Source organism: Paenarthrobacter sp. CM16 (assembly GCF_013179505.1).
GTDB lineage: Bacteria > Actinomycetota > Actinomycetes > Actinomycetales > Micrococcaceae > Arthrobacter.
Genome location: NZ_JABMCX010000102.1, coordinates 1 through 15,418, shown reverse-complemented (window position 1 = coordinate 15,418; position 15,418 = coordinate 1). Strand labels below are relative to the sequence as shown.

At 62.2% G+C, this 15,418-nt stretch carries 10 protein-coding genes; 7 read left to right on the top strand and 3 right to left on the bottom strand.

Going from position 1 to position 15,418, the window contains the following annotated elements; translation table 11 throughout:
• A partial coding sequence (locus tag HP499_RS10955; protein ID WP_172324104.1) for a DUF4383 domain-containing protein occupies positions 1-344 on the top strand: 344 nt, incomplete at its 5' end.
• A 70-nt stretch (positions 345-414) separates the two neighbouring features.
• Here HP499_RS10955 and HP499_RS10950 read toward each other — a convergent pair.
• Genes HP499_RS10950 through HP499_RS10940 form a run of 3 tightly spaced genes read right to left on the bottom strand, consistent with a single transcriptional unit; the run spans position 415 to position 7,033 of the window.
• Positions 415-1,962, bottom strand: coding sequence for a family 43 glycosylhydrolase (locus HP499_RS10950; protein ID WP_172324103.1), 1,548 nt, complete (start codon positions 1,960-1,962; stop codon positions 415-417).
• A gap of 26 nt (positions 1,963-1,988) precedes the next feature.
• On the bottom strand, positions 1,989-5,180 hold the full coding sequence (locus HP499_RS10945) for a glycosyl hydrolase (RefSeq protein WP_309138376.1): 3,192 nt from the start codon (positions 5,178-5,180) through the stop codon (positions 1,989-1,991).
• Positions 5,177-7,033, bottom strand: coding sequence for a glycoside hydrolase family 3 N-terminal domain-containing protein (locus HP499_RS10940; RefSeq protein ID WP_309138375.1), 1,857 nt, complete (start codon positions 7,031-7,033; stop codon positions 5,177-5,179). The genes HP499_RS10945 and HP499_RS10940 overlap by 4 nt, the downstream gene beginning before the upstream one ends.
• Before the next feature lie 191 nt (positions 7,034-7,224).
• On the opposite strand from HP499_RS10940, the gene HP499_RS10935 reads away from it, so the two are divergent.
• The 6 genes from HP499_RS10935 to HP499_RS10910 form a co-directional block, all read left to right on the top strand.
• Entirely contained in the window at positions 7,225-8,475 is a 1,251-nt protein-coding gene (locus HP499_RS10935; RefSeq protein ID WP_172324101.1) for an ROK family transcriptional regulator, read from the top strand.
• Positions 8,476-8,791: 316 nt separating this feature from the next.
• Positions 8,792-10,309, top strand: a complete 1,518-nt coding sequence (locus tag HP499_RS10930) for an ABC transporter substrate-binding protein (RefSeq protein WP_172324100.1) — start codon at positions 8,792-8,794, stop codon at positions 10,307-10,309.
• Positions 10,310-10,388: 79 nt separating this feature from the next.
• Positions 10,389-11,324 carry an ABC transporter permease gene (locus HP499_RS10925; protein ID WP_253951524.1) on the top strand — a complete coding sequence of 312 codons (936 nt, stop codon included), beginning with the start codon at positions 10,389-10,391 and terminating at the stop codon, positions 11,322-11,324.
• A complete protein-coding gene (locus tag HP499_RS10920) occupies positions 11,321-13,156 on the top strand; it encodes a dipeptide/oligopeptide/nickel ABC transporter permease/ATP-binding protein (protein ID WP_172324098.1) in 1,836 nt (611 codons plus the stop codon). The genes HP499_RS10925 and HP499_RS10920 overlap by 4 nt, the downstream gene beginning before the upstream one ends.
• Entirely contained in the window at positions 13,153-14,040 is an 888-nt protein-coding gene (locus HP499_RS10915) for an ATP-binding cassette domain-containing protein (protein ID WP_172324097.1), read from the top strand. Before HP499_RS10920 ends, HP499_RS10915 begins: the two co-directional genes overlap by 4 nt.
• Positions 14,041-14,092: 52 nt before the next feature.
• Positions 14,093-15,418, top strand: a 1,326-nt coding sequence (locus HP499_RS10910; RefSeq protein WP_172324096.1) for a GMC family oxidoreductase N-terminal domain-containing protein, incomplete at its 3' end; no start/stop codon positions are given.

Sequence of the window (15,418 nt, the reverse complement as noted above, 5' to 3'; positions counted from 1 at the left end):
AGACCCTGTCGTTCGCCGGCCACACCTCCGATGCCCTCCTGCTGGGTATTTTCCAGGTATCAATCCTGCATAACATCGTGCACCTGCTCTTCGGAGTAGCGGGTATCTTGATGGCCCGGACTGCGGGGCAGGCCCGGAACTACCTGGTGGGCGGCGGAGCAATCTACTTGGTTCTGTGGATCTACGGCCTGTTCATCAACCAGGAATCCGCCGCGAACTTCGTTCCGGTCAACAACGCCGACAACTGGCTTCACCTGATCCTGGGTGTCGGGATGCTGGCCTTGGGCCTGGCACTGAGCCGAAAGACAACCACAGGACGAGCTGCAACCACCACCGGCCGCTAAGTGACCTCTGCGCAGAGTGGGCTTTGACCACATTGCGCTTTGCGGTCGTCAGGCCAGCCACGGGCGCCGCTCAGTCGATGAGAGCACGGTATGTGAAGTTCTTGAACCGAACGTCCCCCGTCCCGGCCGCGAACAGTGCCGGGCGCAGGCTCAGGAGTTCGTCGGCCGTATTGGTGTTGTAACCCTCCACGTTGAAACGCAGTCCATGCCTGGTCCAGTCGGTCCCGTTGAGGCTGTAGTACTGGGTGACGATGTGGTTGTCGTTGACTATTCGCAGGTGCATGGTTCGGGCCGCCGGCGCAGGTTCGCGCCAGTACGGAATCGCCCTGCCGGCGCGGTAGCTGATCATGCGGCCGCCGTCGTGACCCATGCCGCAGAACAGGCGGTCGCTGTAATACAGCAACATGCCACCTTGGGCGCCGTTGCTGACTTCCATCTCTACCGTGATTTCATAGCGCCGATCGCCAACGATGCACGTTAGGGCCGAGCTGTCAGAGGGTCCTGATCCGCGTGCTTGCAGGACCAGCCCGGCGTCAAAGGATGCCCGAAGATACTCGTCCTTGGACGGGGCGTGAAATGACCATTGTGTTCCAAAGCGCCCGGTGGAGAAATCATCGGACAACGCCAGCCCGTGAGTCCCGCCGACGGCTGGAGGGCCAGCGGGAAGGGGTGCAGCCAGCGGCAATGAAAGGTCTCCCCCACCTGCCCTGGGCCATCCGAACTCGTCCCAGGTGATGGGTTCCAAGAGTGTCTGCCGGCCGAGGGTGGCGAACCCTTTTTCGTAGCCGTGATAGATGCTCCACCATTGGCCTTTGGGGCCCTCAAACAAGGTGGCATGTCCCTTGCTCCACCACGGCTCAACTGCGTCCCATGTCCTGATGATCGGATTGTGGGGGCAGTCCTCCCACGGGCCGTCAATGGAGCGGGAACGGGCGACCGTGACCATATGGCCGGTGGGCGGACCGGAGGTGCCGCCCACCGCCGTCGTGAGGTAGAACCACTCGCCTCGGCGGGTGAGCTTGGGCCCTTCCAGGGCGTAGGCCTCGACCACCCAGTCGTCGGGGTAGCGCCAGCCATCGTAGACGTGCTCCACTGGTCCGTTGGTGGCCAGCCCGTCGTCGGTGAGCCGGACGCGGCTGACGCCGCTGAGGAACAAGTAGCGGTTGCCGTCTTCTCCCACCACGTGCCCCGGATCGATGTGCCCTTCAATGCCCAGGTTGACCGGTTCGCTCCAAGGTCCCGCCATGTTCTCGGCATGGATGACATAGGTCAGCACCGGCGCAGTTGGGTCCGGCGAGACAGCCGTGGGAATGATCGGTATGTAGATGAAGTACCGGCCGTCCACTTTGCACATGTCCACCGCAAACACGCATCCGAGGGGTGTTGGTAGAGCCGGCCCCAGCGGTTGCCAGTTCAGCAGGTCCTGTGAGTGCCAGATGATGAGTCCGGGTGTGGACTCAAACGACGAAAAGGTCAGGTAGTAGTCATCCCCGTCGCGCAGGATGGCCGGGTCCGGGTGGTCCCCCGCGAACACCGGATTCAGGTACGTGCCATCGCCGATATCGGCCCGGCGCTGGCCCTCCAGGCTCGCTGCGGAAGGCGTTGCTTGGTGCGTCATGAATTTAGTACTTTCACTAGTGGAAATTACGGGCGGTTCTTGTAGACCAAGCTCAGTGGTCCCAATAGCCCTGCCGGTTGGATGTCGGCTTCATCGTTAAACACTCTGGTCATAGGTGGGAAGAGCGCCCCGGTGTTGCTGCGGGCTTCAGATATCAGCCTGTTGCGCCACGGATTGGTGACGCTGATCCGGACCTGGTTACTACCGGGCCTCAGGGCATTGGTGGAAACCCTATAGGGAGCAGTCCAGAGAATTCCTGACTCTTCTCCGTTGATGTCCAGGTGCGCGACATCAGCAATATCGGTGAACTGGATAGCGTCCGGGAGTTCGGGTCCGTCGAGCTGGAACTCCACCACATATGTGGCCGTTCCGGAAAAGTACTTGGCCCCGATTCCTGGATCGGTCCAGAAGGTGGCATGGGCAAGCTGCACCGGATCGGAGCCGGGGATGGTGAGCGTCCAGTCACCGGCAACCTCGGTAACGCGCTCCGCCCTGGAGCCCGGATCCGCTTCGCCCCTGAGAATGAAGAGCGAACCATAAGGGGGTAGCCGCACGTCGAAGCCGTCTCCACCCTCCGTGGGCGAAAGCGCTTGCTGAGTTAGTGCCACCGGGTCCCAGGCAACGAAACCGCCGTCCGTGTTCGCTAGCGTCACGGTGGTGCGCAGCTCCTCGTTGACGGGATTGGCGATGAAAACAAGGGGCTGATCGCCGTCCACCCATCGAGCGATCCGACGTACCCGGGGGTCCCCCACTATCACCCGCGGTGGAAAATGATCCCGCAGCACGGATGCCAGGTCTGCGGTGGCGAAAACCTGGCCGCTGTTCGGGCTGTCGCTGTTCGGGCTGCCCCAGATCAAATCACACAAACGCTCAAACGCGGTATCCTCGTCAGCCAGTGAGCGCTTGGCCGTTGGACGTTCTCCCACCACCGTTGCACCCTGTTCCACCAGTCGCAGGATTGCGTGGAGGGCGCCTGTGCTCATCCGGTGGCAGGCACCGCCCAGATAGAGCAGCTTGTAGCGGGAGGTCCCTGCCCGCAGCTCCCCCTCTTGAACATCCAGGACAGTACCGAGTGCGTCCGGGCCGATGTAGTCGTAGTCGTAGTCAACGGGAACATCGTGGTTGAAGGTGTTGCCGAAAAGCGCGGTGACGGGGGCTTCCTCGCCGATGAAGTACGCAATGTCAACGGCGGGCCGGCCAAGAGAAAGAAGATGCGAGCATCGGGCCAGATAGTCCACCCACGGCTTGGCAGCGGACGCCCAGGTTTCGTTGCGGGTGAAGGATTGGCCGAGCGAAGGCGCCAGTGCGATTCCCGGCGGTGGTACTTGGGTGGGCTGGTGCGGGGACGTATGGAGGCAAAAGCGGGTCACCCCCAGGGTGAGCTGGAGGTCGGCGACGTGCTTCAACGACTTCGGCGAATCACTCCAAGGGTTCCGTCCTGAGGTGAAGGCTTCAGCGCCCGTGTGGCTGCGCCCGTAAACGTGCGCCACCGATGACGCCCCTTTCAGGTCCGCGACGTAGGTGGGCGCTGGCCCGGCATCAGCATTGAATGTCCACATGGCTCCCATCGGGACATCTGCATGTGAGCGCATGGCCAGATCGTCCCCGAGTTGCGGCCTGCGGTCCTCCAGCGCCTCCGCGTAGTAGATAGCGCCCCGCTTATGTGCTTCCTCGGACAACGTGCCGTAGTAGGACTTTGCGAAGACTTCTGCGAGTGTTCGCCGGAAATCGGCGAGGAAGAGGTCGCTGGAACGGGCATCCTCCACCAAAAAACCTGCCATGGTGAGCATCCACGGAATCATGCTGTATCCGCGAAGATGGTGGAATCCGGCATGAAGGTTATGGGTGATGTTCTGCAGCCCCGACTCAATGCTGTCGCTGAGCAGGCCGTCGATCGGTGCGTCACCGAACTGCGCCAGGTGGGTTGAAATATAACGCCGGACTCTTTCACTATCCAGTTTGTCCACCTCGAGCCCCGTGGCTTCGGGAAGCGCAGGCCCGTTGGTCTGCCCCGTGAGGGAAGACCCGAAACGGATAATTCTCCAGGTCCCGGCCGGTAACGGGCTGGTAAGCCTGCCCTGTGAAAGCTGACTGCTGATATCAAGGATGCCGGCCAGCGGCACTACGGCGAATGCTGCGCGCGGGTCAGTATCAAGGTGGTCATAGTTCTGTGCGGTGGCGAAACCACTCTTCGCCTCCCGGTAGGCGGGCATGCCGGTTTCGTAGAGGGCGAATTCTTTGACGACGTACTCGCTGAGTGGACGGAATACCGGTGGGGGCACCACCCCTTTCTCGAAGGCGGCCAGGACCGTGGCTATCCCTTCGGCTTCGAGCCGCAGCCGGAAGTGTGTCCCGGTCACCGCCGGGAAGGACATGGTCCGCGCTGGGCATTGTGTGGCCGGTAGCGTGCAGACAGTGACGTAACCGCCGTCGTCGTTCCGGACCTGCAGGGTGGCCGTGGCGGGCGGAGCCGCGCCGAAGCCGTGGGGGCCGGGCAATTCAATGACGCACGAACGCACCGTCACCGGCGCGGCAAAGGACTGTTCAATCCATGCCACCGAGTGATGGTCCGGGTCACGGGCCAAGCGGAAACCGTCGACGGCGGTGGTGCGGTCTGCGGTGACCGCTTCAGTTGGCGAGTCGGACGTGCGGATGAATGCGGGCTCCAGAGCATCGTGGGCGTTGTGGAACGGGATGGCCAAGGCAAAGAGGTCTTTGGCGTCTCCCGAGCCTTCGTGCGGCTCGGCTCCCCACCTTGGAGTGTCCTGATACGGCCCTGCGACGTCCGGCAAATTGTTGAGGTGGGCCAGTTCGCCGCCTTCGACCACCGTTTGCGACCACACCAACTTGCGCATGGCGTCAGCCTTATCAACCCATGGAGCTCCGGAGGCGCTCCACCCTGCAGAAGTGGCAACAGTGAAGTCCAGGCCGAGCTCGTGCGCCGTCGCCACTGCAACGGCAACAGCTTCGCGCCACTGCTTGCTTCCCGGGATGACGGCCTCATCCACTACAAGCGGATTTCCCAGCGCCCCGTCGAAGGCTTGAACCCCCCGGACGCCTACCGAGTGGAGCCAGCGAAGGTCCGCGCGGATGCCTTCAAGCTCTACGTTGCCGTCCATCCAGTGCCACCAGGCACGTGGCCGCGCCGAATCCGGCGGATCAACGAACTCACTCCAGTGAACTTCGCTCGACTGGTGTTCCCCGTTCGTCCGGTTCACGTGAGCATCCCGGATTCGCTCCGGGTTGTGGACAAGCTGAGGCCGGCACCGAACTGGTAGAGCGGATCCTCGGTGTCGTTGGGGACATCAGGGCGTGAATTTTCGACGGCGGCCATGGAGCGGGGCAGCTCGATCGGCAACCGGCCTCTCGGTGGAATCGTGGCAGTCAAAGCATCCAACAGCGCAGCATCAGAAGCGCCGAAGTTGGCGGTGATGGCCGATGCGATGCCCTGGAACGGGGTCAGGATTCCTGCCCGTTCAAGGTAGACGTCCAGGATCACGGGGAGTTCTGCTGCAAGGGCCCTCACCCGTGCAATGTCTTCCTCCGGGAAGTCGAGGCTTCCCTGGTGTGTCATGGCGTCGAGGAAGTACTCGTTGCGTGGTTCGTAGGGAACAGACACCCGCACGAGGGCCACCTCGGCGTCTTTCCTGTCATCAACCAGGGTGACCCGGCCGCCCACAGCTTCCGGTTTGACTCCTTCGACGTAGACGCGGGTGTCCGCCCGGAGCGGCAGCAACCCATCGTTCTTGAGGATGGTCACTGATTCCGCCTGGGCGCGGTGTCCGGAGTCGCGGAACTGAGCCGAACCGACCACGTCGCTTACAGCATCCACGTCAACGTAGGGATTGTCGAAGAGCCCCAGCTCGAATTTAACCCGGAGGATTCTCAGTACCGAGGCATCTACCCGGTCCTGGGACAACCTGCCGTTGGCCAGCAGCTCAAGCACCAACTCCGTGCAGGATTCGCCACCGAGCTGGTCCACGCCGGCGTCGAACAGTTTCTCCACCCGTTCAAGGGGACTGAGGTGCTCAACACCCCACGCCTTGGCCGGGAAGGGAAGACCAAAAACCTCAAGATCAGTGACCAGCTGCCAGTCTGTCAAGACAACACCATCGAAGCCGAGCTGTTCACGGAGAAGTGAAGTGATCAGGTACTTGTTGTACGAAAAGCCCACCTCCTCCACTTCGACGCCGTCGATCACGAGGTCTTTCGCCAGGGAGTAGTAGGGCATGATCGCGCTGGTGCCGGCAGCGATCGCCGCTCGGAAGGGGGCCAGGTGTTCGTCAAAGTTGCCGCCGGGGTAGATCTGGGCTTTACCGGAGGGGAAGTGTGGATCTTCACCGTCTTCCTGCGCGCCTCCGCCCGGGAAGTGCTTTGCGGTGCAGGCGACGCTCGTGGATGACAGCTTCCCTCCCTGCAGACCTGCGATGAGCAGCGCACCATATTCTGAGCTCACCGCTGAGTTTGAACTGAAGCTCTGCAATTGACGCGCCCAGCGCGGCTCGGATGCGAGGTCGAGCTGTGGGTGGAGAGCTGCCCGAAGCCCCACCGCCACATACTCACGCCGGGCTGTCTCGGCAAAGTCGCTCATGACAGTTGGATCATTGAGGGCGGCCAAGCCCATGGGTTCGGGCCACTGCGAAAACGAGCCGGCGGCAAAGGCCATTCCGTCGTTTTGCGCAAAACCATGGCGGGGATCGGTGCCAAAAGTAATGGGGATCCCGTGCGGGGTGAGCTCGGCGAGTTCCTGCATGGCATTCTGCCAGCGGGCCATGTGCTCCGCCGAAGGGATGTGGCCAACGTTGAAGTGGTTGATGGACCTGCCCACCACAAGGTCGCGGGGAGTCTCCGGACCGAACGGACTCGCGGTGTCGTGGTCCGCCACCTCCCCCACAGCCATCACAGTGTTGAACATGAGCCCGACTTTTTCCTCGACCGACAGACGCGTCAGGAGATCCGCGGCACGGGTGGCAGCATCCAGCCGTGGGTCTTCGTAGGGATCCAGTACACCGTTCCCGTTCAAGTCCCGGTACTGGACGCCGTCTTCAGTGGTTGAGATAGATCGCCGCACGCGGCCTCCTTGTGTGATGGGTTTCATATAGTTTATCCGATGACCGGTAAAAGTTGCTAGACTTTTATTGTTTGGCGACGCGAAGCTGGAGGATGATGGCAAGTGGAAGTGCCCGAACGGCTTCGCTTTGCGGACTGGATTCATCACCGCGGCACTGACGCGGTGGGCGACGGCATGCAGGAAGAGATCAGATGGCAATAGAGCGATACACCGGACTGGCATCCGTACTGGAAACCATCCGGTGGGAAGAGGGCATAACCCAAGCCACCCTGACCGACCAGGTGGGACTGGGCCGGAGCGTCGTTGCCGAGCGGGTTGCAGAACTCGAACAGATCGGGCTCATCCACTCCCCCGGCCGCGCCCCCTCTACAGGAGGCCGGACGGCAAAGCTCTTGTCCCTCAACGCCCAGGCGGGCTACGTCGTCGGCGTGGACATCGCCTCAAATGAAATGGTCGTCAGCGCCTCGGACCTTGCCGGCGCCCTGCTCGGCACGCGCCACCGGGAACTATGCGACGTCGGCGAAGGGCCCGCCCGGATCCTGGACCAGGTCAACGTGATCATCGAAAAAATAGCCAGGGAGCAAAGTAACAACAACCTGCTCGGAATCGGCGTGGGCCTGTCAGGTCCGGTCAATTTCGATACCGGCACTCCCGTTGGCGTGCCAGTCATGCCCGGCTGGGATGACTATCCGGTGCGCGAAGAATTTGCCACCCGCTGGCCGGTTCCCGTCTGGGTGGACAACCGGGTCAACCTCCTCGCCCTGGCTGAAATGGAAAGCAATCCACGCGCCGCCCGGGCAAAGCATCTGCTCTATTTCGGAGCCGGGGCCGGCGTGGGAGCCGCGCTTGTCACTGACGGCCGGCTCTACCGCGGCTCCCACGGCCTGGCGGGCTCCATTGGCCATGTGGCCGTCGCGGAGGCGGGGGTAGTTGCCTGCAGGTGTGGACGTACAGGCTGCCTTGAGGCCGTCACCAGTGGATGGGCCATTGAGCGGGACGGCTTGATGCTGGCCGAAACCGGACGCAGCCCCTACTTGGAGCAGGTGCTGAAGGAAACCGGCCGCGTTCGCGCCTATGACGTCACCTTGGCCGCTGAGCATGAAGATGCCGCCGCCAAGGAACTACTCAACCGAACCGCAGCACTGCTTGGGAGCAGCCTGGCAACCCTGGTAAGTTTCTTCGCTCCCCACATGCTGGTGGTCGGCGGCGGCATTGCCAGGGCAAAGGACATTGTCCTGAAGCCCATACAGCAAGCCGTCTTGGAGCGACTCCCCTCCAGCGGCGCACCGGACCTGCTCGTAGAGCTATCAGCCATTGACGAGCAGGTAGGCGGCGTCATAGGGGCCGCACAACTTGTCTTGGGGGAACTCTTCTCCAAAGCCAACCTTCCCGGGCTCCTCGAGCGGCTGACCCGGAACGAGGACCAAGGCTTATCCGCCTAAATCCCGGGGACCGGAAAAAGTCATTGACTTATTCCGGTGACCGGATTATCTTTGTAACAGACGCCACAAAGCGTTCTACCAGCAACATCTGACCTCAACGGCGAGGGAGACCATATGGAGCACACCCTCTGCGTCCATTTGGCTCTGCGCCGGGAACGCATACATGGAATCCGCGGGATTCCGCGTAAAGCAAGGCGCCTTTCCAAGGCACTTCAGCCATCATTCACCGCCATACCTATCGATCTCCGCAGCATCGCCGCCGGAGAACAGTCGGATCACTCGAAGCTGAGCTTTCGACGCCTTGTCTAGGAGAAACATGCGCAAATTAGTCGGCATTGCCGCCGTCACAGCCGTCATGGCGCTTACTGCCTGCACCGGCTCTTCCCCTGGTGGTTCCACAGCCCCCACCGAGTTGGACATTGCAGCCATTGCGCCGCCCGAGTCCTTTTCGCCGGGCAACTTCGGCACCGGCCCCACCACCCAGTTCCTTCAGCCCGTCTACGACTCCCTCTTCCGGAACACCAATGAGGGAGAACCGGCCGAGAACATCGTGACCAAGTGGTCTTACGATGACACCCGGACGAAGCTGTCCCTCACCATCAGGGAAGGCGTCAAATTCACCGATGGCACACCCTTGGATGCGGCTGCAGTCAAAGCCAACCTGGACTCGGCCCGCAAGGGGACGGGTGAAGCCGGCGGCCAGCTGCGCTTCATCCAGGAGGTAACCGTCACCGACGCCACCAACCTCATGGTCACCCTCTCCGCTCCGGACCCCTCGCTCGTCCCGAACCTAGGCGGAACCGCCGGTGTCCTTGCCAGCCCCAAGGCCTTGGGAACACCGGCGCTGGACACCACTCCCATCGGTTCCGGCCCTTACATCCTGGACGCAGCAAAGTCCCAGACCGGCATCAAGTACGTCTACACGCGGAACGCTGACTACTGGAACGCCAAAGACTTCCCGTTCGACACCGTCGAAGTCACGGTCTTCAACGACAACAACGCAATCCTCAACGCGCTCCGCGCCGGGGAAGCAGACTTCGCAGTAGTGACCGATAAGGATTCAAACAGCCTCAAGTCCGCAGGCCTGAATATCCAGACCAGCCCCGCCTACACCACCAGCGGCCTCTACTTGTTCGACCGCAAGGGTTCCCTGGTCCCTGCGCTCGCCGAGCCGAAGGTCCGCCAGGCGATCAACATGGCCCTGGATCGCGACGCCATCCACGCGAAGGTCTTTGGCGGTAAGGGCAAGGCCACCAGCCAGGTCTTCAGCTCCACCAGTGACGCCTTTATTCCTGAGCTGGATAAGAAATACCCCTTTGACGTCAACGCCGCGAAGAAGCTCCTGGCCGACGCCGGCTATGCGAACGGCTTCACGCTGCCGATGCCGGATGTATCCCCCGTCTACCCCGACCAGCAGGCAGCCGTGACCGAAGCGCTGACCGCCATCGGCGTCACACCGCAGTACCAGCCCGTGAACGGCCAGACCTTCATCTCCGATCTCCTGGCCGGAAAGTACCCCGCCGCAATCTTCGGACTCAACAGCCCCCGTCCGTGGGATTTCGCGCAGATCGCGCTCACGCCTGAATCATTGTGGAACCCGTTCCACGTCTCTGATCCCACGGTGGTTGACCTGATCAACAAGGCCCAGGGCGAAACCGGCGACGCCCAGACCGAAACGTTCCGTCAGCTGAACACCTACCTGGTGGACCAGGCCTGGTTTGCTCCCTACATCCAGTCTGACAACGTCTTTGCCAGCACCACTGAAATCACCGTCACGCCGCAGCGCTATTCCACGCTGCCGCCGCTCTGGGGCTTCACAGCCTCGAAGAAGTAGGTGGGCGGCCGGCCCGTACCAAGGCCGGCCTCCCCCGCCAATCCCCTCATCTTCCGAAGCCCAAGGAGCTGCCGTGCTGATGTTTATCCTTCGCCGCCTGGCCTCAGGACTGGTGCTCATGTTCGTTATTTCCACAGCGACGTTCTTCCTCTTGAACCTCACAGGGCAAGACCCTGTCCGTCAGGTTTTGGGGCCAGTGGCTTCAGTGGAACAAGTGGAGGCCAAGCGCCAACAACTGGGCCTCGATGAGCCATTGATCAGCCAATACTTCCAGTGGCTCGGATCGGCTGTCCGTGGAGACTTGGGCCGGTCCTGGTTCACCAACCAGCCCGTGGGAGAGTTGCTCTCCCAAACATTGCCGCCCACCCTTTCCATGGTGATCGGCTCACTGATCCTCGCTGCTGCCTTCGGAACGTTGATCGGGGTCACTGCAGCCTTGCGCCGGGGTCGACTGGATCGCGGTCTTCAAGTGGCGTCGACTTTGGTTCAGGCAATTCCCGGTTTCCTGGTGGCCCTGGTTCTGGCTTTGGTTTTCGCTGTACAACTTCGCCTGTTGCCGGCCACCGGTTTCACCGCCTTCACCGAATCACCCGCCAAGTGGCTCGCCTCCATCACGCTCCCGGTAATTGCCCTGGCGTTGGGTTCTTTGGCTTCCATTGCCCTGCAGGTCCGGGGATCCATGATCGATGTCATGCAGCAGGACTTTGTTCGAACACTACGGAGCAGGGGCCTCCCCGAGCGCAGCGTCGTGGTCAAGCACGCCTTGCGCAGCGCCGCCGGCCCGAGTCTCACCACGGTGTCCCTGATGTTCATTGTTGCCATCTCCAGTTCGGTGATCATTGAAAAAGTTTTCAATATCCCCGGGATCGGCACCCAGGCCAACAACTCGGCCGGTCGTGGCGACTTGCCCGTAGTGCTCGGGATCGTCCTGGTCACGGTGGTGCTGGTGGTCGTCGTCAATCTTCTCGTCGATCTGGCACAAGGCTGGATCAATCCGAAAGTTCGTGTCTCATGACCGATAACCTTGTCACCGGTACCCGCAAGTCTTTGGACGTGGTAAGCGCCGCGCCGCAGGCGGACAACCTGATCAAGAAGTTCCTCCGTGAACCTGCAGCAGTAATTTCGCTGGTGTTCCTCGCCCTGCTCGTTGTGGTGGCGGTCCTCGCACCGCTGATCACTTCCTACGATCCCACCGCAACGCGCCTCGCCGATGTCCTGGCACCCCCTTTCACCCCTGAGCATCCGTTGGGCGCTGATGGTGTGGGCCGCGACGTGCTGGCAAACCTCGTGTACGGCGCCCAAACCAGCCTTTTGAGCGCAGCGATCGTCATCGCCGTGAGCTTGCTGATCGGCGTACCCACCGGGCTCCTGGCGGGTTACCGCCAGGGATGGATCGACGGCGTCAGCATGTGGATCAGTGGCGCGCTCCTGTCCCTGCCGGCCATCGTGGTGCTCCTTGTAGTGCTGGCCCGTGTAGGACGCAGCACCTCGCTTGCGCTGGTGGTGTTCGGCATACTGATCGCCCCCTCGGTGTTCCTGCTCATCCGCGGCTCGGTCCGGGCCGTGCGGGAAGAGCTGTACGTGGACGCAGCCCGGGTCTCCGGGTTGAGCGACATCCGCATCATGGTCCGCCACATCCTTCCGGTGGTCATCACGCCCACCATCATCCAGGCAGCCCTGTTGGCAGGTGCCGGCATCGGAATCGAAGCAGGCATTGCCTTCCTCGGCCTTGGCTCCTCCGACAAAGCCAGTTGGGGCCTGATGCTCAATGACGCTTCCCAGAACATCTTCAACGCTCCCTGGCTGCTCCTCTGGCCAAGCGTTGCCCTGGTGTTGACCGTCATGGCCTGCACCCTGGTGGGCAACGGCTTCCGCGATGCCTTGGCGAACTACGGATCCGCAGCCGGCCGCGTCAAGACCAGAAAGGCTGCCAAAGAAGCGGTCTCAACTCCTCAGCCCGCACGGCCCATGACAAAGGCATCCGCGGAACCCGAAGACGCACTATTGGTCATCAACGATCTCCGGGTTTCCTATCCCCGCCCCAACGGAGAGAAGTCCGACGTCGTCAAAGGCATTTCCCTGCGGGTGGAGCGCGGTCAGATCCTTGGTTTGGTAGGGGAATCGGGCTCCGGCAAATCTCAAACCGCCTTCTCGGTACTGGGTCTCTTGCCCGGGCAAGCCGAAATGACTGCCGGAACCTTGAGTTTCGCCGGAGCGGACCTGTTGGGGATGACTCCGAAGGAGCGCAACCGCCTGCGGGGCGCCCGGATCGGCTACATTCCCCAGGAGCCCATGAGCAACCTCGATCCCGCGTTCCGCATAGGGTCCCAGCTGACCGAGCCAATGCAGCACCACCTGGGCATATCGGCGAAAGCCGCCAAAGCCGAAGCCCTCAAACTCCTCGCCCGCGTAGGCATTCCCGATCCTGAGCGCGTCTTCAAGTCCTACCCGCATCAAGTCTCCGGCGGAATGGCGCAGCGCGTGCTCATCGCAGGAGCCGTCTCCTGCAATCCCGAGCTCCTCATCGCTGACGAACCCACCACAGCACTGGACGTCACCGTACAGGCGGACGTGCTGGACCTCATCCGCAGCCTTCAGGCGGAACGAGGCATGGGCGTCGTCCTGGTTACCCATAACTTCGGAGTGGTAGCGGACCTCTGCGACCAGGTAGCCGTAATGCGCAATGGAGAAATAGTTGAAGTGGCGGCAGTTACTGACCTGTTTACGAACCCACAGGAAGAGTACACACGGCTCCTCTTGGACTCGGCCCTGGATTCAACGTCGAAAACAACAACCGCCCCCTCTGCAGGGTCGGACATGACAACCGAGACAGAAGGTGCACGATGACTTCCGTCAACCACACCGCCTCCCCCAAAGCGGAGCCCCTCCTGCGGATCACCGACCTGACCGTCGACTACAGGATCGGTGGATTCGGCCGCAAACGTTCCTTCCGCGCCTTGCAGGGTGTGAGCCTCGACATCAAACCCGGGGAAACCCTGGGACTCGTCGGCGAGTCCGGCTCGGGAAAGTCAACCATCGGCCGGGCCGTCTTGGGTCTCGCTCCCGTGACCGGCGGCGACATCCGCTTCGACGGCAGATCAATCACCAGGCTCAGCAAAAAGGAACGCCGGGCACTGAGCAGCGACATTCAGGTGGTTTTTCAAGATCCTTATACCTCGCTGAATCCGTCCATGACCATCAGCGACATCTTGTCGGAGCCGATGCAGGTTTCCGGAACGTCCAAGGTTGATGCTCAACGACGAGTCCGGGAGCTCCTCGATGTAGTGAATCTGCCCTCTAACGCCAGCGCCCGCTACCCTCGGGAGTTCTCCGGAGGCCAGCGGCAACGCATTGCCATTGCCCGGTCCCTGTGCAGGAATCCCAAGCTCATTGTGTGTGACGAGCCCGTCAGCGCCCTGGACTTGTCCACCCAGGCACGGGTTCTCCAACTGTTTGCAGACATACAAGAGCAGACCGGCGTTTCGCTCCTGTTTGTCACCCACGACCTCGATGTGGTCCGACACATCAGCGAGCGTGTTGCCGTAATGCGTCGAGGAGAGATCGTGGAGACCGGCATCACGGAACAGGTTATTGCCAATCCGCACCATGCCTACACGAAGGCCCTGCTCCTGGCCTCCCCCATCGCCAACCCGGCCCTGCAAGCTGAACGGCGTCGGGAACGACGACTCTTTCTTGACGCTCAACCGGCACTGTCCACAGTCGCCCGCTGAGCAAACCCCCAGGGCGTGAAGCCCTCCCTCCTACAGACTCCTGGAGAACAGCATGACCACCACAGCAGTACCTTCAGCGCGCCCTTATCCGGCCGGCATCGACGTCGCAATCATTGGAAGCGGCCCCGCCGGTGCCACCTATGCACGGATACTCTCCGAGCTCAGTCCCCAGGCAAGCATTGCCATTTTCGAGGCCGGACCGACTATCAGTGATCCGCCCGGCTCCCACGTCAAGAACATCGCGAGCGTGCAGGACCGCGAAGCTGCCCAGCGCCGTTCGGAAGGAAAAGTCAGCGCCCTCCCAACCGGAGGGGATCTTGCTGAGTATGCACGCGACGTCGCACGCCCGGTGCGGCCCGGTACCTTCCTCCTCGAGGAAGGATGGCAGCAGCCCGGCGAGGCTGGACTGCCGGGCCTTGCCTTCTCCAGCAATGTTGGCGGTATGGCAGCGCACTGGACCGGCGCATGCCCGCGTCCTGGCGACAGCGAGCGTATTGCGTTCCTTCCCAACATGGACGAGCTCCTGACCGAGGCGGAACGTCTCCTCTCCGTCAGCGCAGAGGCCTTGGCCAAGGCTCCCCTGGCTGACTTGGTCCGGTCACGGCTGGCGTCAGCGCTCGACGACGGCCGCTCGCCTGACCGCCGGGTACAACCCATGCCGCTGGCCGTGCGCCGCACCGGGGACGGCCGCTTCATCTGGTCCGGGGCTGACGTGGTGTTCGGGGATGAAACGCGAAACAACCCCAGGGCCCGCCTGTTCGATGAAAGCGTGGTTGTGCGGGTGTTGACCAACGGAGATGAGGTCAGCGGTGTGCGGGTTCGCGACGACAAAACGGGAGACGAACATGACATTGCGGCCCGGTACGTCGTAGTTGCCGCCGATGCCTTCCGCGGTCCGCAGCTGCTGTTTGCTTCCGGTATCCGTCCGGAAGCACTCGGCCGGTACCTGAACGACCAACCGCAGGTCGTCCACGCTGTCCGGTTGACCGGCGTCGTGGATGATGTTCCCGCGGCCTCCTCGCACGACACCACCATCACCGCCCAAAGCGGTGTCAGCTGGGTTCCTTTCACTGATGAGCAGCCCTTTCATGGACAGGTCATGCAACTCGACGCGTCGCCGGTTCCCATTTCAGGGGACGTCATCCCTGGTTCGATCGTGGGCCTGGGGTGGTTCTGCGCCAAGGACCTTCAGGCCTCCGATCGCGTTGAGTTCTCCGAAGACACCACGGACGCATACGGGCTGCCTGCGATGAACATCCACTACACCTTCACCGAACGTGATGAGCAGACGCTGTCTGCTGCGCGCGAATCTGTGATCGCCGCTGCGAGGTCCCTGGGAGAGCCGCTCGGGGAGGAACCGCTCACGTTCCCTGCCGGG